General features: G+C 28.3%; 17 protein-coding genes and 1 pseudogene. 5 read left to right on the top strand and 13 right to left on the bottom strand.

Features of this window, described 5'->3' with window-relative positions; all coding sequences use genetic code 11:
• The first annotated feature begins 905 nt into the window (after positions 1 to 905).
• Positions 906 to 1,655, top strand: a complete 750-nt coding sequence (locus tag MPF13_RS06030; RefSeq protein ID WP_249981432.1) for a LytR/AlgR family response regulator transcription factor — start codon at positions 906 to 908, stop codon at positions 1,653 to 1,655.
• A gap of 119 nt (positions 1,656 to 1,774) precedes the next feature.
• On the opposite strand, the gene MPF13_RS06025 is transcribed toward MPF13_RS06030, so the two are convergent.
• The 13 genes and pseudogenes from MPF13_RS06025 to MPF13_RS05970 all read right to left on the bottom strand — a co-directional run bounded on the left by MPF13_RS06025 (position 1,775) and on the right by MPF13_RS05970 (position 14,860).
• The gene (locus MPF13_RS06025; RefSeq protein WP_249981431.1) at positions 1,775 to 1,981 is read right to left on the bottom strand and encodes a hypothetical protein; all 207 of its coding nucleotides are present in this window, start codon (positions 1,979 to 1,981) and stop codon (positions 1,775 to 1,777) included.
• A gap of 527 nt (positions 1,982 to 2,508) precedes the next feature.
• Complete coding sequence (locus MPF13_RS06020) at positions 2,509 to 4,506, bottom strand: tetratricopeptide repeat-containing sensor histidine kinase (RefSeq protein WP_249981430.1); 1,998 nt, start codon at positions 4,504 to 4,506, stop codon at positions 2,509 to 2,511.
• Between the two features lie 393 nt (positions 4,507 to 4,899).
• Positions 4,900 to 6,243 carry a peroxiredoxin family protein gene (locus MPF13_RS06015; protein WP_249981429.1) on the bottom strand — a complete coding sequence of 448 codons (1,344 nt, stop codon included), beginning with the start codon at positions 6,241 to 6,243 and terminating at the stop codon, positions 4,900 to 4,902.
• A 14-nt stretch (positions 6,244 to 6,257) separates the two neighbouring features.
• A pseudogene (locus MPF13_RS15675) lies at positions 6,258 to 6,455 on the bottom strand (hypothetical protein); the annotation flags it as partial.
• Positions 6,456 to 6,659: 204 nt separating this feature from the next.
• Positions 6,660 to 7,019, bottom strand: a complete 360-nt coding sequence (locus MPF13_RS06010) for a four helix bundle protein (protein ID WP_249981428.1) — start codon at positions 7,017 to 7,019, stop codon at positions 6,660 to 6,662.
• Positions 6,983 to 8,191, bottom strand: coding sequence for an RNA-directed DNA polymerase (locus MPF13_RS06005; protein WP_249981427.1), 1,209 nt, complete (start codon positions 8,189 to 8,191; stop codon positions 6,983 to 6,985). Before MPF13_RS06005 ends, MPF13_RS06010 begins: the two co-directional genes overlap by 37 nt.
• Before the next feature lie 36 nt (positions 8,192 to 8,227).
• Positions 8,228 to 8,779, bottom strand: coding sequence for a hypothetical protein (locus MPF13_RS06000; RefSeq protein ID WP_249981426.1), 552 nt, complete (start codon positions 8,777 to 8,779; stop codon positions 8,228 to 8,230).
• Between the two features lie 145 nt (positions 8,780 to 8,924).
• Positions 8,925 to 9,818: a phage tail-like protein gene (locus tag MPF13_RS05995; RefSeq protein WP_249981425.1), complete on the bottom strand. Its 894-nt coding sequence runs from the start codon at positions 9,816 to 9,818 to the stop codon at positions 8,925 to 8,927.
• 257 nt (positions 9,819 to 10,075) lie between these two features.
• Entirely contained in the window at positions 10,076 to 10,642 is a 567-nt protein-coding gene (locus MPF13_RS05990; protein ID WP_249981424.1) for an outer membrane beta-barrel protein, read from the bottom strand.
• Between the two features lie 27 nt (positions 10,643 to 10,669).
• Positions 10,670 to 10,855: a hypothetical protein gene (locus tag MPF13_RS05985; protein ID WP_249981423.1), complete on the bottom strand. Its 186-nt coding sequence runs from the start codon at positions 10,853 to 10,855 to the stop codon at positions 10,670 to 10,672.
• Between the two features lie 5 nt (positions 10,856 to 10,860).
• A complete protein-coding gene (locus MPF13_RS05980; protein WP_249981422.1) occupies positions 10,861 to 12,402 on the bottom strand; it encodes a T9SS type A sorting domain-containing protein in 1,542 nt (513 codons plus the stop codon).
• A gap of 218 nt (positions 12,403 to 12,620) precedes the next feature.
• On the bottom strand, positions 12,621 to 13,367 hold the full coding sequence (locus MPF13_RS05975; RefSeq protein ID WP_249981421.1) for a LytR/AlgR family response regulator transcription factor: 747 nt from the start codon (positions 13,365 to 13,367) through the stop codon (positions 12,621 to 12,623).
• Positions 13,368 to 13,558: 191 nt separating this feature from the next.
• Entirely contained in the window at positions 13,559 to 14,860 is a 1,302-nt protein-coding gene (locus MPF13_RS05970; protein ID WP_249981420.1) for an OmpA family protein, read from the bottom strand.
• A gap of 291 nt (positions 14,861 to 15,151) precedes the next feature.
• On the opposite strand from MPF13_RS05970, the gene MPF13_RS05965 reads away from it, so the two are divergent.
• From MPF13_RS05965 to MPF13_RS05950, 4 genes are all read left to right on the top strand, one after another.
• Positions 15,152 to 17,233 carry a Piwi domain-containing protein gene (locus tag MPF13_RS05965; protein ID WP_249981419.1) on the top strand — a complete coding sequence of 694 codons (2,082 nt, stop codon included), beginning with the start codon at positions 15,152 to 15,154 and terminating at the stop codon, positions 17,231 to 17,233.
• 282 nt (positions 17,234 to 17,515) lie between these two features.
• Positions 17,516 to 19,249 carry a hypothetical protein gene (locus MPF13_RS05960; protein WP_249981418.1) on the top strand — a complete coding sequence of 578 codons (1,734 nt, stop codon included), beginning with the start codon at positions 17,516 to 17,518 and terminating at the stop codon, positions 19,247 to 19,249.
• A gap of 59 nt (positions 19,250 to 19,308) precedes the next feature.
• Positions 19,309 to 22,344: a DUF8426 domain-containing protein gene (locus MPF13_RS05955; RefSeq protein WP_249981417.1), complete on the top strand. Its 3,036-nt coding sequence runs from the start codon at positions 19,309 to 19,311 to the stop codon at positions 22,342 to 22,344.
• 2 nt (positions 22,345 to 22,346) lie between these two features.
• Complete coding sequence (locus tag MPF13_RS05950; protein ID WP_249981416.1) at positions 22,347 to 23,597, top strand: McrC family protein; 1,251 nt, start codon at positions 22,347 to 22,349, stop codon at positions 23,595 to 23,597.
• The last annotated feature ends 1 nt before the right edge of the window (position 23,598 follow it).

Here is a 23,598-nt window from a genome sequence, read left to right as displayed (position 1 = left end):
CTTTTTTTATCAAAAACAATTCAATATCTTTAAATTTCTGGGGTATAAATATTGTTTCTCCTCCTTTTAAATAACCCAAATTCTGTACATAAAACGCCATAAATAAGTTTAGTTATTCAATTCTTATATTCACTATTCCTTATTCTATAAGGTATAAACCAATAACACCATTTTAAATATTTAGATTCACAGTTATAACATTTATAAGCTTTACTAGAGTAAATTAATTTAAAAAAAAGTTTCTTTTAATTCTTGTTTGTAAAATTGATTTCCCTTTGCATACAGGACATTTCATTTTTAATGAGTTTTATTATTGTTTGTTTAATAGAGCTTATAGTACTCTTTAAGTAGTCTAATTAATATTGCGTTTTAATAGAGGTTACAAACTTTAGTCATTATACAGAACACTCTTTTAAAAGTAAATGGTGCTGATAAAGAACCTAATAATAATTAGAAAAGAACCAAGTAAATTGTAAGTAATACCTTTATATACTTATTGCGGTTTTGTTATAAAGCATAGAAAATTATAAACACACATAAGTATTGAATAATTGTAATACTTGTATCTTTTTAAAAAACTATAATTATTTTATAAAGTGTATAAAAAATTATAGTTAGATGTCTTCTTAAATATCTTTAACAATATTTGTTTTATCTTTTTAAAAAAAACACTTTACCCAGGTATTCTTTTAATTACCATCAAAGGGTAATAAATAAATTATGAATTTCATTTTTAGAATTATTTTTTTGTTTAACAGTAACAAAAGTCAACAATAATTTTCAACAAACACATTACAAATGAGCAAGTGTATAAATACAGGAATAAGTGATGATATATGGTGTTTTTTTTTTATTTTAGAAGTATTATTATAAGACTATTTTAATTCTTTATAAAAATATTTGCTTTGATTACTTATAAAACACTCATAATAGATGATGATACTGAGAATATAAATATTCTAAGTATATATTTAAAAAAATACCTCCCTATGATCAACATTGTTGCTGTGGCTAATAATGTAAATCAAGGAATAACAGAATACCTTAAAACACAACCAGATATTTTGTTGTTAGACATAGATTTAGGTAACGATACCATTTTTAGTTTTATAGATAACATTGGTTCTATTACTGGAGAAATTATTTTTATCAGTTCTCACCCAGAATTTGGTGTAAAAGCTGTCAATTACAATGTTACAGGTTTTATTGTAAAACCAATTAATGTTCTAGAATTACAAAAAACAATTAACAAAGCCATAACAAACATCCAAAACAAAAGAAGCATTTCAAATAATAGCACCCCTCAAAGTAATGCAATAATAAACTACCCAACAAACATTGCAATACCTACTGTAAATAAAATAGAGTTAATTCCTGTTTCTACAATAATGTACTTAGAAGCTAATGGCAAATACACTATTTTTCATCTTACAAATAATAAAGAAAAAATAGCTAGTAGAAACTTAGGAGAATTCGAAAAAATTTTAGACCCTATTATATTCTTTAGAGTTCACCATCGTTATTTGGTTAATATTAAAATGGTGTCTAATATTTATAAAACAGATGGTAATTATTGCGAGTTAAATAATGGTAAAAACATACCAATTGCAAAAAGAAGACAAGAACTGCTAAATAAATTTTTAAGGCTTAAATAAACCTATATTTAGGTTAATTGCAAAAATTCCATCAAAAAGTAAAATAATTTACAATTCCAGCAACAAATTCAATCAGTAATTCACATATATAAATAATAAGTTTAATCAAACTTTCTATATTATTTTATACCAATCTTAATAACCTTATCAGAAGTATCAAATTTAATATACAAATAACATTTAAATAAAAAAATTCTTCTTCGTTTACCAATATAATAAGTCCAAGTATCAGAGTTAATATCATTAAACTCAAAACCCAAAAGTTGTAAAACTTCAGTTTTTAACAACCCATCTAATAGTTTATGCTCTATAATCGAGTCAACCATATAAACACGTTGCTCCCTACAAATTAACCATTTTTGTTTATCAAATTTAACTTTTCTAAATTTTAAATTAAAAACCATAGTATTATATAAAAAAGATTTGAATCATAACACCTTTTAATTATCTAAATATATGAGAGAATATTCAAAGCTTATTACTTTTAATTTAATACATAAACTTTAAAATCACAAGGAATACAGTAATCTGAAATACCCCTAAATATATCAAAACCGCATTATACAATAGTATTGAGTAGAATGTATAAATAAATCCTTGTGATATAAAGTTTATTCCCAAACTTAATAATACTCAAATATGCATACTTAATTCTAATATCTAACAAGTAAATAAATAAATGCTATTAATTAAGAATAAGTGTTATAAAACAAAAGATGTAAAAGAAAATACACACAACCAATCCTACTAAGTAATTTAGTAATTTACAATAAATATAACAGAAATAAACTTATATTTAAACCTACTTAATTAAGTAATAAACAACTTAAAATTGTTAAAATACCAGATCATTTTAAGCAAACTCTAAAGAAACAGAAGTTCCAAAATTAGCTTTACTTTGTATTTTAAGATTACCCCCTGCAAGTTCTAAAAACTCTTTAGAGATTATCAAACCAAGTCCAGAACCTTTTTCATTATTTGTACCTTTAGTGGTATTAGATGTATTTAAATGAAACAATGTCTTCAATTTTTCTTTACACATTCCTACCCCTTCATCTTTAATTTCTATTGTTTTTATTTCATTAGTAATTTTAGAACTTATAAAAATGTTATGATTTGCTTTCGTAAACTTTACGGCATTAAAAAATAAATTTCCAATTACTGTTTTTAGAATATTCTGATCAGCATATAAATGGGTAAATTCAAAGTCATAAATAATTTTTATATTTTTCTTTTTTGCATATTCTAAATAAGGCGTTATAGCATTGTCTATTAAACTATTTATTGTTAGTTCTTCATTTTTTACAACAATTCTATTTTGTTGAGACCTAGACCAATCTAAAAGATTTTTAACCAAAATATGGTTTTTCTTAGAGGCTTCATTAATCACCTTTACTATTTCTATTTTTTCTTCTTCTGTAAAATACTCAAAATCTTCCAGTAATAAATTAGTGTAACCAATTACAGTATTAAATGGGTTTATTAAATCATGAGCAATAACTCCAAAAAGTTTTTCTTTTGTTTTATTAGCCAATTCTAGTTTATCATTAACTTGTTTAGAATAACCCAAAGCCTTTTGTAAATCTTCTTTTTGCAGCTCTATTATGGTGTTTTTCTCTGTTAAAACATTTTTAGTCCTAACGTTTTTTCGATACCTATAATTACCATATAACAACAATAGTAACGTTAAAAACAATACTAAATATAAATAACTCTTATACCTAGCTTCTTTTAAAAGAGTTAATTCTTTAATGCTAATTTCTTGTTTTAATATTTTATTCTCTTGGGCTTTTATCTCAGATTCATATTTTCGTCCATATTCTAAATAAGCATTGTTATGTTTTTGTTTGTTAACAGAATCTAAATAAACATGTTTCTTTTTTAAGTTAATATTAGCATTTTTAAAATCATCTAAAGCTTCATATATAGCAATTTTCATGTCTAATATTTCATTGATTCCTACAGATAAATCTACATTGTTTTTTTTGCAAAAACTCTCTAAAGAATCAATATACTTTAAAGAATAATCATAGTTTTCTATGGTTCCATAAACTCGAGCTAATTGAGTATAATTTTCTAATATTGAATGGGTATAGTTAACTTCTTTAGAAAGGAACAAAGATTTCTTATAAAACTTTAAAGCTTCATTATATTTTTTATTTAAAAATAATGTTCTAGCTTTAGATGATAAAGCTACAATATAACGCATACTTTTAATTCCGTCTTTCTTTGCATATACAACAGAACTATCTGCATATTTAATGGCTTCTTTTGCACTACTAGATGTCAAAGATAATCCTTCAAACATAGCATAAAGTGTTTTAGTACTAAGTATATTAGGGTTAGCTACATGGTATGCTAACACTTCTAATAATATACCTTTAGCCAATTCTGGTGTACCATTTTTGTGTTCTAAATATAAGGTCCCTAAATTTATTTTTGTAAACATTTTATCTTCAGGTTTCTTTGCATAGGTAATAGCTTTTTCATAATATTTAATAGCATTATTAAAATCTTTCTTCCTTCTATAACTAGCTGCAATAATTTTATTACCCATCATTTTAAAACCTGGTAAATCAATATTCTTTAAATAATCTAAACACTTATTCGCTATTATTGTTCCATTTTCAAAATCTTGTTTGTAAAAATAACCAAGCCCTAATGTGATATAAGAAGAAGATACTAAAGATGTATCTTTCTTAATCAAACTTAATCCTAAAGCTTTTTGGCTATAAAAAATAGTAGAATCCAAGTTATTAAATTTACTAGCTTTTATTAAAAGGGCTCCTATTTCTCCTTCTTTTGACAAATCAAAACCATAGTCTTTTGTTGAATTTTGACTATAATTCATCTGTATAAAAAAAAAGATCAAAACTATTGAAAAGAAATTCTTACTACTCATAATTATTTGGTATAAATTATAATTCAAAAATACAAAAACAACAAGCTAAATACCTTTATATCATTATAACAATTCAATTAAAATAATATTTAAAGAACAAGTGCCACATATACAGTATAACCGTTATCTTAATACTATTCCTACCCATTATAAAAAATTACTAAAATAAATAAGAGTCCTTTCTATTTCATTTAATATTGATGCTCCCTCTTAAATTACAGTATAACCTCTATTTAATTATTAAAAAATGACCAATTCGGTAGGATTTTTCATTTCTACAAGAACAATTTCTATGAGTGTGAGCTTTCAGCGTAACAGTTGGAATATTGATATCTAACACTTTTACATCTTATAATTAATCCAAGAATCTGCGTGAAGTAACGTTTTTGCCCTTACCAAGATTGTATTATTTGCATCTAATAAATAATAGGTGGGTGTACCTGTTATATAATAATCTTTTACAGCTTGAGTTTCCCAGCCTTTAAAATCGCAATATGTTTGTTGCCAAGGTAAATTTTTATAGGTATTTTTAAATGCAGCTTGGTCTGTGTCTATACTTATATACACAATTTCTACATTTTTATCTTTCCACTTTTTATAATTTTCTACCAATTTAGGAATCTCTTTTGTACAATGAGGACACCAACTTGCACCAAAAACTACCAATTTATTGGTTTTTATATCGCTTATTTTTTTATTGTTTTCAAAAACTATTTCTGGTGCTATATTGCCAGGTTTCATTTTTCTGTAGCTTTCTAATTTTGCAGCTACATCATCATTTAAAGCACATTGCTGTGTGGTTAATAATTGTATTGATAAATATTCTGATGCTTTTATTAAGCTACGTTTTTCAAAATAATTATATAAATTATCTGCTACTGTATTTAATAAACTATCGTTTTCTTGTAGGTTGTCTATAAGATATTTAGAGCTTAAATTCATTTGTACATTACTACTATCTAAAGATTGCCCCATGTTTTCTAGCAACATATAATGCCCTTCTACAAACTCTTTAAATAAACCACTGGTTTTAAAGTTAGGGTGGTTAAAATCTGTGCTTCTAAAAAAAGAAATGGCATTGGGTATTTGGGCTGTTTTTTTTCTGACAATAACTGGCATTTCTTGTACCATTTTACGGTAGGGTATAAACCAACGTGTATAACTCTCTTTATGCAAATTGGCAACAAATTGGGCGTCTTCTTTTTGTAAACGAGTTTGTTCTTTTTTAAGATTTTTTAAAAACTTTTTTTGTTTGGCAAACAACGGTTTGTTATTGTATAGTGGCTCTAAAAATGCAAAAGCAGATAACGCATTGCTACGCAAACTTTGGTCTTTGGCATATTTTAGAAAATTGATGTTTTCTTTACTATTTATAAATTGCAAACTATCTGTTTCATTTAAATGTGTACCTTTTATATGTATACTAGGTTCTGTTAAAACAAACACCAAGCTACTATTGTCTTGGGTGTTTAAAATTGCCATACCTTTGTAGTTTTTTGGGTAGTTTAGGCTAAAGTTACCTAGGCTGTCTGCCACAGTTGTAGCTAAATTTACTGTTTTGTAGTAGTTAAAACCTGTTAAGGTTATTTGTTGCCCTTTATGTTGCTTTAGTGTGCCGTTTAAGGTTTGGGCTTGGACTAACAGTATGTTTGTTAGTAAGAGTGTAATTAGTAATACGTTTTTCATTTTAATATTATTTGTTATTTAATAGCATAGCAAAAATTGTTTTCCTTAATGCAACGAACAGAGTTACCGTTAGCCCTATTGTTAGTATTGATGTTAGCATTACTACTATTGAAGTTGAGGTTACGTGCGTTAGTACCACTAACCGTACTTGACCAATAGTTGCCGTTACTACCAACATTGTTAAGCGTACCATTACTGTTGTTACGGTTACCTGCTGCGGTTAATTAAACACAAACTTGTATTTTACAAAAAATGTAAATGACCAAATAGTCTTGTCCTTATTTTATATTATTACTTATATGAGAATACCAATTTTAACTAAAAACGTTAAGTATTTATTACTTAAAGTAATTGCTAATAAATAAGGGCTGTGTTAGGAATAAAAAAGCACGCCTAATACCAAACCTTTTTTAGATTTATGCATTAGCTCTGGCTGTATATTTTTGCCATGCTGTTAATTGTTTAGATAGTTCTTCAATTTTTAAATTAATGTTTACATACGTTTTGCCTCCTATTACGTTTATATCTTTTGTTACCCTAAAGAGCAATCGTATTGTTTCTAGATGTTCTCTGGCTGTACCAATAGTGTTTAATCTAATTTCTTTTTTGCTTTTATTAGCCTTATAAACTTGTATTAACAATTGTATGCTCTCTTCTTTTAATTTTTCGCCCAAAGTATATTTATGTTCTCTTGTAAAAGATTTTGTTATTTTGTGTATTTGTATTAACACATCGTAACCTAATTTATAAACGGGTAAGCTAGTGAATAATGCCATTGCCAATAATCTGTTTTTATATAAGACTTAGAGTAACTTTTAGTAAAACCAAAAAAATAATGAAACTTACTGTTTAATTGTTGCAATGCTTTTACAATTAAATTGTATGTTTTTGCATGACTTAATGTACCTAAATAAGAGTTTAATGTTGCTCTTATTTGTTTCATTACTGTCCATTCTATTTTAAAAGTTGCATCTAATAACTTATTAATTTGTTTTATAGCTTTGTAGAAATTATTTTTTGTACGATTGCTAATATATGTACGATACGGTTTTATATAATGCCCTAAAAATAAAGCTCCTTTACTATAATGCTGAAGGTATATTTTTTTAGGGTGTATAGTTAAGCCTATTTTATTTAATTCTGCCTGTATTAAAGGTACTGCTTTTTTTAAAACATTTTTATCTTTATGTACAAACACCATATCATCTACATACCTGCCATAATACTGTATATTTAAACTGTTTTTTATATAATAATCTATTTCATTTAAAAAAATATTACCAAAAATTTGCGATGTTAAATTACCTATGGGTAAACCTATACCTTTTGGTTTACTAAATAAACTTTTGTCTTTAGGTAAGGTTTTCCAATTAGAACGGTTTCCTTTAATTTTACAATTTAAAGCTACATTAGTAAAAATAGTTTTTTGTAAAAGAAAATTTAAAGTAGCATAGTCTATACCCAAATACCGTATGTTTGGGTTTAAAAACTTAATTACTTTATTATATAGTATGCTATGACTCAGGTTCATAAAATACCCTTTAATGTCTAATTTTAAAATATAGGCATCTTGTGTATAATTGTTTGAACAAGATTTTATAAAATAATTTAACCTTTTTGCACCATGTAAAGTGCCTTTACCTTTACGACAACTATAACTATCTGGTATTAAAAAAGGATCTATGTGATCTTGATAAATACATCTATATATTAAGTGATGCACTACACGGTCTGAAAAATCTGCAGCAAAAATTTCTCGTTGTACCGGTTTATACACCATAAAAGCAATACTTGGTTTAGGTATATATGTTTTATTAACAATCTGTTTAGCTAATGTATATAATTTGCTTTCTACATCTATCTCGAAAGCTAATTGATTGTTTGTATTACGTTTATTTTTACGTGCTTCTAGGTAAGATAAATAAAGTTGGTAATATAGATTTTGCATTTGCTTTATGGCTTACTGTTTTATTTTCCGGTATTTTTATTGCTTACTCTTGTGTTTCTTACTCTTGTGTTTTTTACTCTTTGTTTCTTGCTCTTGTGTGAGACCTTTACAGGGTAACAAACAATACGCTTTTAATTTTGCTATAAACTCCATAGCTTGTAGCGGTGTTTTGTTTGCTAAATCAAAATTTTTAAGTTCTTGTTGTATTGTTAAACTACTACTAGGTTTTGTATTTTGTTTAATTATATTGCTATTAAGTGCTACTATTTTAGTACACCAATTTATAAATTCTTTTTCTTGGTTAATATTACTAATTTTATAGGCTGTAAAACTTTGTGTTTCTTCTATTTTTTGAAGTTGTTTGTTTTGATAACTTAAACCATTTTTTAAAATTAAACTGTATGGAAAACCTAAACTAAATACTTGTTGGTTTACAGCTTTAACAAATTTACTATTTACCTTATACCGTTTTATATGCTGTGTAAACCACATTGCATTTTGGTTATATACTTTGCAAAACATACCTTCTTTAAAACAATACAATTTATTGTTTTGGGTAGCTAGTGCTATTTTCTCTTTAGTGGTCATTACTAAACTTATTAGCGTTTTTAAGATGTAATAGTATAATATTTAAAAATTTTTTTGACCGCTTACGCGGTTTTAAAGTAAAAACCTGCCACCCTAAAGGGATGGCAGGTTAAAGTGCCAAAGTGCACAAATACATACAAAGTGTCTATTCCTTAATGCAACGAACAGAGGAACCGCGAGCCCTATTGTTAGTATTGACGAAAGCATTACTACTAAGAAAGTGGAGGCTACGTGCGTTAGTACCACTAACCGTACTTGACCAATAGTAGCCGTAACTACCAACAACGCTAAGCGCACCATTACTGCGGCTACGGCTACCTGCTGCGGGTAAAGCTAAAGCACTACTAGCTGCTCCAGCTGCATTGTTAGAGCTAAATGCTGAACGCTCGTTATCTAACTCTGTTTCTGTAGGTATTCTATAACCTGTTGGGCAAGGATCGTTTAAACCAGATTGCCATAAACCATCTTCACCTGCAAAGTTTGTCCAGTTATTATCTGTTGTAGCATCTGTTAAGATAAAGTCTCCATGTCCAGGGTCTGCACTTGTAACTGTACTTGGTGCTGCCACAGTAGAAGAAGTTCTAATTTGGTGTCCGTCTGCTGCTCTACCCCATTGGTATAAATCTCCGTAAGATGCAGCATCTGTACTACTTGTTGCTTGTTGTGTAGCGCCTAGGTTACGATCCATCCAAATTGTACCGTTTTGCCCTGCAACTTCTACTACTGTAGTTGTTGTATCACTAGGAGGTCCTGCTGCTGCAGATGCGCTAGCACCACTAGCAACATTAACAAACTCGTTACCATTGTTTACATATAATCCTTTTGTTGTACAGTCTAAACAATACACTATTAAACCTTCTGCTGGAGAGGCAATGGCATTCATTTGTACTTGTGTCATACGTGGTGGTAAAAAACCTTTTGTTGTGCTTTCTACATCTAAAGCTGCAGACGCATCTGGGTTTGTTGTACCTACACCTACTTGTGCAATACTTGTAAAACTTGCTGCAATAAATGCAACGCTTAATAATATTTTTTTCATAATTTTAATATTTGTATTAATGTTTAATTGTTTTTTTTAAAAACGTTTAATTATTTAATTGTGTTAATGTTTAATTGTTTTTGAGATTTCTCCGCAAGGTCGAAATGACATTGGTTTTAGAGTATTTCTCGTTTTTTTTTTGAGATTAATTACTCTTTATTAACAGATTGCTTTACTTCGACTTCGCTCAGCACAAGCTCAAGCCTCGCAATGACAAAAGCAGTGAGATTTCTCCACAAGGTCTAAATGACATTTTATTATAATTTATATCTAAGTCCTACCAAAATTTGGTTGTGGTTAACCATATAGTCACTCTCTACAAATTTGTAAGTGTCTCTAATAGTTAACCCAAAATTAGATTGGTTTAACCAAAAGATAAACCCAACTGTGGTATTAATAGAATAACTGCTGTCTGCATTTGGTAATGTGTTTGCAGCATTTATATAACTACCTCCAATTGCAACATAAGGCACTACAAAAGGTTTTGTAATTTCTTTTAATTTAAATCTATACCCAACATCTGCATTTACAGAAAAGTAGGTTAAAGGGTTTTCGTATAACTCACCTAATTCTTTACCAGAACTAAAACTTACCCCTGCATTTAAAAATAAATTGTTTTTAAATTTTCTAGTACCTTCTACTGTAAACCCTATATTAATGTTGTCTTGTACGTTAACAGTGGCAGTATTATCAAAATTAATAGAGCCAAATAAGGCGGCTATTTCCCAATTACCAGTATGTAAATCAAAAGATCTTTCTCTTTCTTGCGCCATTGCTAAAAAGCTAAATAGTACTGCACTTAGTGTAATAATTGTTTTTTTCATTTTTCTCATTTTTATTCCTAATTAATATTAGAAGAATCCACCGTTTGTACCTGGGTCATCTGCTACACTAGAAGCTTGCGCTTTTTGTGGATTTAAAATCATATACGTACCTAGTGCTGTTAGGGCTGCATATTTACCGTAAGTACCTATTTTTTTAATAGCATCTTTACGTGTAATGTCTTCGGCTTTCTTGTTTTTATCTGTTGTATTCATAAAAATTATTCTATAATTATTTTTTTAGTAAACTCAACTTTATCAGAAATAACATTCACAACGTAAATACCTGTAGCTAAGCTTTTTGGTAAAGCAATGTCTTGTACGTTTTGTGCACTAAATTGTTTAGCTAATACTTGTTTACCAGTTATACTATACATGTTAATAGTAGTATTTGCTTGGTTTTGTAAACCAATAACTCTAAGTGTACTATTGTTAGTTTTATAAAGATTTAAAGCATTTGTTAAAAGATTATCTTCTGTACTTAACACACTAGAAGCAGTATGTAAATAAAAACGACCAATTCCATTTAGTGCTTCTGTAGGTATAACATTGTAGGTACCTGTAGAAATATCTGTAATAGTATTGGTAACTTTATCTTCTATATATACATTAATACCTTCTGGCAAATTAGCTGTTGTTGTACTAAAAGCAAGTGTTTGGTTTGCTTTTGCAACTACAGATAATGGTACTACAGAAGATTGGTAATTAAAATTAGGTAAGCATTGTAAAGTAAAATTAATACCATTACTACCAGATACTAAATGAGTATCTAAAGCAAACGTAGGGTTTGAATCTTGGTATGTACCAGCATCCCAACCACTATCTAAACCAGTAGTTGTATTATTAAAATACTTAAGACTCGTTGTTTTAGTATCTTTACCACTCTTTAATTTTACAGTAATTTCTGGAGTTGCAGCTGTTCTGTAAAAAGTAGCAGTAGCTTCTTCTTGTATAGATTGTAAACTTTTAGTAAATGTAAAAGTTACATTATTTTGTGCAGGGTCTACCATAAAAGCTTGTCCTGGTGCAATTTTTGCAGGATTAGCAAAATTAACTACTTGGTAATCACTACCATTCCAAACATTTAATTGATTGTAGTTAGGGTCTAAATTACTTTGGTTTGCTGTTAAAAGGGCAGCACCATTTATAAAAGATGGGTAAGGATTACCAACAACACTCCATAAATGGTTGGTAGATACATCTGGTAAAATAGCATTTGCAGGTATGGTTATACTTACATCTGTAGTGGCCATTTCACCTGTAAAAGTGTAAATACCATCAGAATCTCTAAAGTTAGAATACCCTTTTCCACTTACAAAATCTCCAGCAGTAGAAGCTCCTAAAGCTCCAGCAGCTACTGTATAATACTGCCAACGAGTTCCTTGGGCATTGTCATTTTTGTAAAATGAAATCCCATAATTACCTGTACTACTTACACCAACATCATTGGCTGCCTCTGTGGCAAAATCACCAATTGCTTGGGTAGTTACAGGGGCAGATACAAAATGCCAACGGTTACCTGTTACATAGCGTTGGTAACTAATATCTCCAGAAGCAGAACCTGTTACCAAAAAAGAGCCACTATGGGTAGCATCAGAATTTATGGTGAGATCCCCACCACTTACAACGTCAACGTCATCGTCAACGTAAACATAACTTTCGGAAGACACATACATTGCTCCCCCAGAAGCTACGTGTAACTCTTGAGACCACCCCTGTAGGGCAATGGAAACAAAGAGCATAAAACACATAATTTTCTTCATAATTTTATTAATTTTATTTAATATTTAAAGCAAATCTCACAATATTAGTGGGGTTTTCAACGAGGAAATAAATAAGTGGTCGATATAAGGTATAAGTGAGTAGGCTTTCTTTTATAATTGATTGTAAAAGAGAATTAATGAATCATTTTAAGCAATAAATGTTTTTTGTAATGTAATTTTTAACAACCAACAAACACAGATAGGTCTGAGTAAAAAATTTATTTTAAATGCAAAAATTTCCTAAGATTGTCTATCCTTCTTTTGGCAATAGACAAAGATTTTCCGTTTTTCAACATACAATAATCGCCATCGGTTCTTTGAATACTAATTACCTTTTTAAGATTCACAATATATTTATGGTGTATTCTAAAAAATAAATGCTTAGGCAAATAAGTTTCATAATGTCCAATATTTTTAGACACAACTATACTTGTATCTTTCACTAAATGAAAAACAGTATATTTCCCATCGGCTTCTAAATACAAAACATCTTTAGCGTCAACAAGATTTACAGAATTTAGGTTAGGCAAAGCAATAATACTATCTAGTGGCTCAATATTTTGCAGTCTTTCAGAAAATGCTTTTTTATACTGTAGGTTTTTTATAACAGTTTCTACTGCTTTTTTCAACTTTATAGTACTAATGGGTTTTACAATATAACTAGATACATGATATTCATTAATGGCTTTTATAGCATAATCTTTATGTGAACTGGTAATAATAATTTCGCAATCTATTTCACCTATTTCATGTAAAATTTCTAAGGTGTTTCTTTTCTCTCCAATATCAATATCTAAAAAAAGAAGATCTGGTTTTAAAGCTAAAAGCCTATCTATAAACTCTATAGAATTTTTGGCTTCTCCTATAATTTCAATCTCTTCACAATACTTATTCAATAAAAGGGTTAGAAGCCTTATACTTACAGCATCGTCTTCAACAATTAAGGCTTTAATTTTTTCAGGCATATTATTCGAGTCTTAGATAATTTTTTATTTTAAAAAGGATACTTATTAGGGGCTTTTTACAAAAGTTCTAAAAACCAAAAAGCCAACCATCCAAAAAGGAGGTCACTTTAAAATACAGCTAAAAACACAACAATAAGAACACCATCTTCTTTACATTAAGAAAATGGTGCTTAACAATAGGAATTTTGATATTATTGAACTTTTAAAACTACTCTCCTATTTAATTTTCTTTGTGCTCTTGTTACATTAGCATTTATTGGTTGAGTTTCTCCATAACCAATTGCTTGTATCTTGTTGCTTTCTATACTGCTATTTTTAACCAAATAGGCTTTTATAGCATCTGCTCTTTTTTGGGAAAGTACTTTATTTACATGTGCAGCACCCACATTATCTGTATGTCCTTCAACTATAATAATGGCATTTGGGTAAGGTTTTAGCACAGTAATTACTTCTTCCAATATCAATAAAGTTTCTTTGGTAAATTCAAATTTCCCGGTTTCAAATAATACTACTTGGGCATAATCCTCTAAAAGGGTATTAATTGCATTTAAGTTTTCTTCTTTTTCCACTACAATTTCTTTAGGTTTAGGGCATCCTTTATAACTTAAATCTCCTATTACTTCAGGACAAGCATCATCTTTGTCTAACACACCATCCTTATCAGTATCTTTATAAGGACAACCATTATTTTCTTTTGGGCCAAATGTGTTTTTACAATTATCTAAAGAGTCTATTACACCATCTTTATCAGTATCTGGACAACCATTAAACGCCTTTAAACCTGCAACATTTGGGCAAGCATCTTCAGAATCTTTAATACCATCATTATCAGCATCAGGGCATCCTTTAAATGCTACCAACCCAAAAGTATTTGGGCATGCATCTTCTTTATCTACCACTCCATCTTTATCGCTGTCTTTTTTTCCAAGTCTAAAAGTAATTCCCGCAAAATGCTGAAAATGATTAGAATCATATTGTACATCATTTTCTGTAGTAAATTTCGCTACACTTTCTAAAGTAACACCAAAAGAATCGTTTAACCAATACACCAATCCTCCTCCAAAATTTAAAGACAGCGTATTATCTACTATTTTAAACATACCTACACCACCTGATAAATACATATTAAACCTATTTAATTCATTGGTTGCACTTCTTAAATAATATTTCATACTCAAGTCTGTGGCAAAATAATCCAAATCCATAGTAATAAATTCACCATCTAATTCAGCATCAGGTGCTTTAAATTTATTGATGCTTAAAAATAATCCTGCAGACCAATGTTTATGAAAACGATACTCCAAGCCTCCAGCAATATTGTTAGAAAAACCCATCTTCTTCAATTCAAAACCGTTAAAAGGGTTCGTATCTCCAGAATTATCCACAATATTTGCTCCTACTTTAAACAACCATTTACTGTAAGTTGTTTCTTTGTTTTGCGCCATAGATATTATGGAAAAAAAGCAAAACACTAAAATTGTAATTTTTTTCATTTTTTTTGTATTAATTTTTGTTTTTAATTTTTTGTTCAACAACCACAAAGAAAATGCAAAAAAAGACCTAACAACTAACCTAAGTAATAAGTGACCTTATTTAAAGATAAGTGGTAATATAAACCGCTTTTACTTTTAATTTATTCGATCCTACCCATTACTATTGTAAATAAGTATATTTGAAACAATTAAGCAACAAGCTATTAATAAGCGTTTTAAAAAACCTTTTATAGTAAATAGGGCTGCTATACCCTCTCAAAAAAAACATATGAACAAGAAAAAAAACACTGCATGTCAAAAAATCTATCCTTTAATATCTTATCTTTCAATTGGCCTAAAAAACAACCAATCTTCTATTTTACAATACAAGAAACGTTAAACAGCCATCCCATTCATAAATACAAATGGTCTTCAAAAATTTTAAATGCATTTCCTGAATTAAATAATACAGAAACAGAGCATATTTATACAACCTTTACAACTCAAACAAAAGGGGCTATTGCTATAGAAATAGAAATGTATAAGAAAGACTTGCTCATTTATAAGCAGTTCTTAAAACACCAAATAAGAAGCTATTTTAAAGAAAAAGGGTTCGTTGTTACTAAAAATTTCATCAGAGATACTCAAGTATGGTTACCTGCAAAAAAAGCAACAAATGCTTTATACCAACAGTATTATAAATTTTCACTAAAAATTCAATTTGCGAAAGTTTCTAAGCATCCAGAATTAATGATTTCTTTTGATGGCATTGCTAAAGTAATGAACATCCCTATTTCAGAAATAGAAGACACTACTTTAATAAAAAGAACAGTATATAAAAATTCGGTTTTCAATTATCAAAAATTAAACGACCCTAACAAACAAGACTTTTACAACAGTTTAGAGTTTAACAAAGCTTTCCCTTTATTGCGTAGAGAGTTAGCAAAAATTTACAATATACCAGATTCCAAACCTGAGCGTAGTAATAGATATCGTAAATATTTAGAGAATATTACCTCGTTTGCAAAAGCTTACATACTTACAGATCAATTTAAAGAAATCATTCCTATATACGGTAACGATTTTTTAAAAGTGCCTACAAAACTTTTAAATGGTATAAATGCTCAAAAAGGAGCCTTAGAATATGCCAATAAAAACAAAGGACTATTTCCAAAAAAAGAATTAGGAAAATTCAAACCTTATCGCAGACCAGAAAAACCAAACATCAAATTCTTTTTCATTCATCATAAAAGTCATCAAGAAAAAATAAAAATTCTCTATAATTATTTAACAAAAGGTACGGGTAATAAAACCTACTACCAAGGCTTAGAAAAGTATATCAATATAAAAGTAAAACTGTCTAACGAGCATTTTATCGAGTATCAAAATAGTTCAAACCCAATTCCAGAAATCATAAAACAATTAGAGCAAATGGAATTTGACCATGACAATGTGCAATATGCAGTTTTTTATATCAGTCCGTTTGATAAGTTTACCCCCAACAAAGAAGATAGAATGGTCTATATAAAAGTAAAAGAACTTTTACTCAATGAGAGCATTGTTACGCAAGCAATAGATTATAATAAAATGCAAAAAGAGGTAAACAAACCAAATAGTTATCAATATACATTACACAACATATCTTTAGCAATGCATGCAAAATTAGGAGGTGTTCCCTGGAAATTAGCAGTAACCGAAAAAAAAGAACTCGTAATTGGTGTAGGTGCATTTATGTTTCAAGATGAAAACAGAAGATACATTGCAAGTGCTTTTAGTTTTCAAAACAACGGACTCTTTAGAGGCTTCGATTATTTCTCAGAAAACAACAATCTAGATTTAGCAGGGAGCATTTGTAGAAAAATAAGAGAATTTTCGGCACAAATAGAACCCCATAAAGTAGTAATACATTTCTATAAAGACATGAGTGATAAAGAAATAAAACCCATAAAAGAAGGAATGCAAAAACTCGGTTTAAACATACCATTATATATTTTAAACATAAATAAAACAGAAGCACAAGACATCATTGCATATGACAAAGATTGGCAGGAGTTAATGCCAAAAAGCGGGTCTTATATTAGAATAGGTTATAATAAATTCTTGCTATTCAACAATGCAAGATATAGCAATCATAATAAATATTCAGCATCAGAAGGTTACCCCTTCCCTATTAAAATAGGTATATCAAGTCCAGACAAAGACGCATTTGAAGATGCAAACATCACTTTAGAATTACTAACACAAGTATATCAATTCAGCAGATTGTATTGGAAATCATTAAGGCAGCAAAACGTACCTATCACAATAAAATACCCAGAAATGGTAGCACAAATAGCCCCACGTTTTCAAGGAAATATACCAGATCACGCAAAAGATAAACTATGGTTTCTTTAAAAAAATCAATTAATATTTATACTTTTATATTTCTAAAAATTGCTAATTAGAATATGTCATTATATCAAACTTCAGTATTAAAAAGTTATATCAACTTACAAGAAGAAGATCTGAGTTAAATTAAAGTTGTTGAGAATTCTTAATGTCATTACCATTAAATAAGTCATTGCGAGGACAAAGGACAAAGCAATCTCAAATACAATTAGACAAACAAAAGTCATTGCGAGGACAAAGGACGAAGCAATCTCTTATAAATTAAAATAAAAAAAAATTGCTACTGCTATGGCAAAAGAAAAAAAAGAAGACTATAAAAGTGATTGGGCTTATTCAAAAAAACACAAAAAAAACATTCATATATCTGAAGCCGAAAGCGGTTTAAAAGGATATAGGTGTTTAGGATGTCACGCACAAATGGTAGCTAACATTCAAAAGAAAAACCCTAATTGGCTTTCTTATTTTAGTCATTACGCTTCAGATGTTAATAAGGAAAAAGTTGAATGTGTAAGAGCAAGTAAAACTTATCGTGAGATAATAGCACGTTCAATATTAAATGAACTAAAATACGTAAATGCTCCTGCTATATATAAATACCCTCCTTTAGGTTCTGATGAGAATTTATTTCCAATGAAAATTGAAAGTAAAAGGAAAATTGAAGCAACTTATACAAAAGCAGAATTATCCTTTTACGAAAATGAAGATGGTGTAATTAAGTGGGGTAAAAACCCTACGATTACTGCTAAAGATCTATTGATTAGACCAGATGTTACTTTTTTTAATAAAGATAATAAACCAATATTATTTATTGAATTTATTGTTTACAGTAAAATAAAACCAGATAAATTTTTAAAATTATCAAGATTAGGTATTGATACACTTCAAATAAATATTCCAAGAAAATCTGAAGCAGACATTGAAAAAGCATTAAAATCATCAAGAACATATAAATGGGTTTATAATGAAAAAGAAGCAAACAGAGAGTACATTCCAGTATTCAGAAAAGATACAGAAGACTTACCACAGATTAACGATAACGAAAGAATCTTTTTTGAAGAAGATTTCAAATGTAGACAAGCAGAAATTAATTGGCTCATACGTAGCATTAAAAGAAGTTTACAATCTGAACAATACAGAACAATTGAACTCGGACTTAACCAGCAAATACAAAAGGTTGAGAGAAATACAGAAACTGCAAACCAGAGATTGGGAGATTTGGAAGAATCAAATAGAAGAGACGCACTTGGAAGAAATTCAAACGAAGAAGACAAAGAGAATAAAGAATACGCAGATTTGGAAAAAAGATATTTTGCAAAAAAAAGAAGACTTGAAGATGCTATCAACAGCGCAAGTGTCGACCAAGAGTTTAGAGCAGAAATTATTGCAAATATCAAATCAGAAGAAGTTGAAATTAGAAGAATTGAACAAGAATCAATTGACTTTGAGACTAAAATTAGAGAAAGAGTACAAAATGAATTTAGCTGGCGTATTAGAGGAGAAAAAGAAGAAGTCGACAAACTTGAAGAAACAATACGAGACTCCATTAATAGAGAAATATTTGCTACAAACAGCACTATCTCATCACTTGGAGTATTGTACAATGATATACCAAGAGAAGTTTCAAAGAGCTTTAGATTTGAAGACATCCTTATTGAAGCAAAAATTGAAGCAGTTAGAAAAGAAGAAAGAGATCTTGAGGAAACCATTTGTAAAGGATTTGGAAGAAAAATCAAGTTTGAAGAATCAGAAATTAAAAGAATTAAACAAGAAGAAACTGAATTCTTGGAAAATACAGAATCAGAAAAAAAACGAATTAGAAAGGAAGAAGGAAATATTGAAGAATCAGCTAGAAAAGAATTTGAAAGAGAAATTAAAAACAATGCCAGAAGACTTCCCAAAGAATTTACAAATTTATTGGAAGTCCAAGGAGTGGGAAACAATTACAAAGAGCTTAAACTCCTTGAAAATAGATATAAAGCAGCACGAAAATTTCTTGCAAAGAGAACTTGGGAAAAAGAATAAAACTTTAGATTGGTTTATGGAAACTTATAAAGATGAAATAGAAAAAAATTTAGACAGCTATGAGTAACATACCTAATAATATTAATAAAGAACATATAATTTCTGCCATACAAGAAATAGATAATAAAGGTATCTATAATTCAAGAAGAAATGCTACAGAATATGCTTTATTGTTCAGTAATAAAGAATACCCTCCTAAATATGTAATTTCTATTGCAAATAAATACGTTAATAATGAAGAATTGAATTCTAATGATTTTAATTCTATTCAATCACGTACTTTTCTAACTAATTTAGGTTTTGAGTGTATTAAAAAAACTAATTCTCTTAAAAGAAATTTTGCGAAATGGTTATTAGATAAAGGGCAAACTTCTTACAAGCAATATTTAGGTGACACTATAAAAAGTGTAGAATTTAGATTAGATGAAATAGACAATTTCTTTCTTGAAAAGGATTTATTCTTACCTAATAAGAATAATTTTGATGAGATAAAAACATATATTTCTTATATTATCTACGGTAAAAGCAGAAGCATAAACGAAGCTTTTTTTGAATATAATGATAGGAATGGGAATGGAATTCCACAAGCTATTTTAGGCAGACAAAATTACTTTGCTTTTTTAAACGAAAGAACAATAAATAAAAGTGAAGATAAATTCACTTGGGTTAAAACACATTTGGCAATAGCTAATTATTTAAAAGACACAGAAAATGAACAACCTAAATTAATAGAGGTTTTAAAAGATGCAGGTGTAACTGGTTTTTCAGATAGAGATGCTAATAACGTTGATATAGATTTAGAGGTTATAGATCCTTTTACTTTCTTCTGCTACATAAATAAATATGGAGATAGTCGTAGATTACAAATATTACAAAACATTTCAGAACAATTAAATATTCATTATCCAAAAGATGAATTTGGAATTCCTTCTTCTAATGCTCAAAAAGTATGGATGTTTCCTTACAAAGAATTAAGAGTTAATAATGAAATTGAGCGTTTATGGTCTTTCTTCTTTCAAGTTTTAAATGATGAAATTAATAATGATTCTTTTGAAGACTTACTACAAATAAGAGGTATTGCAATAACAAAACTAACAGAAGCCTTATTTAATGTAAATCCAATAAAATACTTTCCAATAAATGGGCCAACAAAACCATATTTAAAAAGTGTATTTAGCATCAATCCTAAATTTAAAACATTCGATGATTATAAAAACATTTTAAAACAACTGCAATTAAAAACAGACAAACCTTTTTATCAACTCTCTTACGAGGCTTGGTTATGGAATGAAGAACAAAAAAATAACAATATAATGGAAGAGAATACAATTTCATCTTTAAAAGAAGAATATATAGAATATTTAGATGGTTACGCTGATTCAACAATAGATATATACTCTACTAATTTTGTAGCATATTTAGAATATTATGTAAAGAAAAAGAATATTTCAACATTCAATCAAGAAAACTTTATTGAATTATCAAAAGTAAGTAGGTTTGAATTTGGTAGAAGAACTTCTTTTGAACACAAAGGAAAAGGGTATTCTAATTTCATACCATTTTTTAATGAAAAATTAGCTAACAGTCAAGATTTAAATTCAGCACCAGTAAATCAAATTCTATATGGTCCTCCAGGAACTGGTAAAACTTACAAAACAAAAGAATTAGCTATAAAGATTATTGACAATACAACTCATAAAAGTAGAACAACTTTAAATAATAGATATAAAGAGTTGGTTGAACAAGGTCAAATTGTTTTTACAACATTTCACCAATCTATGAGTTATGAAGATTTTGTTGAAGGCATAAAGCCAAAAACAGAAAACAACAATGTTACTTATGAGGTTGAAGATGGTATTTTTAAACTTTTGTCTAACAAAGCAAAAGGGGTTGAAGGTACTATAAAAACAAACTTAAATAATGTAGATTTTAAGAACTGTAATTACTTTAAAATGAGTTTGGGTGGTAAAAATCGTAAAGACGTTCACGATTGGTGTATAGACAACAACCAAATTGCATTAGGTTATGGAGGTAATAATGATTTAAATAAAATTACATCAAAAGATTGGAAAAACTACAAAAAAGAGTTTCAAAACTTATTTCCAGAAGAAGTAGAAAAATCCTCCTATAGTTTAACAGCTACACACGCTTTTAAACATTGGATGAAAGAAGGTGATGTAGTATTAGTTTCTCTAGGAAATAACATTATTGATGCAATTGGAGTTATAGAAGGTGATTATGATTATAAAGAATCTTCAGATTTTCCATATCATCATTTTCGTAATGTAAGATGGATTGCAACAAACTTAAATGCAAATCCAAGTTTATTTGTAGATAAAAAAATATCTCAACAAACTATTTATCAATTTAATAATGATGATATTAATATTGATTATTTAGAAAATACGTTTACAAATAGAAATACAGAGGAGAAGAATTCTAATTATGTTTTAATTGTTGATGAAATAAACAGAGGTAATATCTCTTCTATTTTTGGTGAATTAATTACGCTTCTTGAAGAAGATAAAAGGTTAAAATCAAGAGAATCAATTACTGTAAAACTTCCATATTCTAAAGATGAATTTGGCATACCTAAAAATCTTTACATTATAGGTACAATGAATACTGCAGATAGAAGTGTAGAAGCATTAGACACAGCTTTAAGAAGAAGGTTTTCTTTTACAGAAGTCGCTCCAAATTCAACACTTTTAGAGGGTAAAAAAATTGAAGAGATAGAATTAGAAATACTATTAACAACTATTAATGATAGAATAGAAATCCTAATAGACAAAGACCATAAAATAGGACATTCATATTTTTTAAACATTGAAACTCTTGATGATTTAAAAGATACTTTTAAAAACAAAGTAATACCATTATTAGAAGAATATTTCTTTGGCGATTATGGAAAAATTGGTTTAGTATTAGGAGACAAATTTATTAAACTAAAAGAAGAAAGCGATAAAGTTTCATTCGCTAAAAACTTTACAGAAAAATATGAAGACGCTGAAAATTTAAGAGAGAAAGCGGTATATGCTTTTACAGATGAAGATAGTTGGAAAGCAAGTTCTTTTACTTCAATTTATGATCAATAATTGTGGGTAAGAAAAACCTCATACAAGTCTTTGAATATCAAAAATTAAAGTTTGATAGTAAAGAAAATGATTTTACAGAAAGTCATTTTAATGCTATGGTAAAGTTTAATGAAAAGAACGATAACAAATATTATACAATAATTCACAAAGGAATAAAATTCAATAGTTATGTTGGTGTAATACAAATTAACGGTTTAACAATTGAAATTCTACCTAAAGCAGATAAAGATACTTCCAATTCAGAAACCCAAAAAAAGACTTGGCAAAATGTCTTATTAAATATGCTTAAAGTATGTAAACATATCAATGTAGATAATATATCTGAAACTGCTTTAAAAAAGAGATACAACTCAATTTTAGAAGTGTATTTTGAAATGTATTTAAATGAAATTGAAGAACTCATTCAAAAAGGGTTGATAAAAAAATATAGAAGAGTTCAAGAAAATCAATTAGCTTTAAAAGGGAAGTTAGTTTTTACAAAAAATATTCAAAAGAATATTATACATAAAGAACGTTTTTATTGTGAACATCAAGTCTATGATAAAGATCACTTATTGCATCAAATATTATTTAAAGGCTTACAAATTTTAGATAGTTTTATTACAGGGATTTTAAAAGACAAATTAAATAGAATACTTTTTCATTTTTCTGATTTTAAAGAAGTAAATATTAATAGTATTCATTTTTCAAAAATAATACCAAATAGAAAAACACAACCTTATAACAAAGCAATTGATATTGCTAAAATGATAATATTAAATTATTCTCCTAATCTTAATTCTGGTAATGATAATATGTTAACATTATTATTTGATATGAATAAATTATGGGAAGAATATGTATATAGAATATTACAGAAACATAAGCCTAAAAATTATTATGTATCTCCACAAAACTCAACACAGTTTTGGGAAACTAAAAGAATAAAACCAGATATAGTAATTAAACATAATGAAGAAACCTATATCATAGATACAAAATGGAAAATAGTAAGTTCTTACAAACCATCTGACGATGATTTAAAACAAATGTTTGCTTACAATCTATATTGGAAAGCTGAAAAGAGTATGTTGCTATACCCTAAAATAGATCAAAAAGATAGTGAGTTCGGTAATTATCATCATACTCCAAATGAAAATAAAACGAATCAATGTAAATTAGGTTTTATAAATATTATTAATGATAATGGTTTAAGAGAAAGTAATAATATTGCAAATGAAATATTTAGTAAGTTTAAAGAGAAAGTAATTTAAT

Source organism: Polaribacter sp. Z022 (genome assembly GCF_023555495.1).
Lineage (GTDB): Bacteria > Bacteroidota > Bacteroidia > Flavobacteriales > Flavobacteriaceae > Polaribacter.
This window is presented reverse-complemented; position numbering and strand designations above follow the sequence as displayed.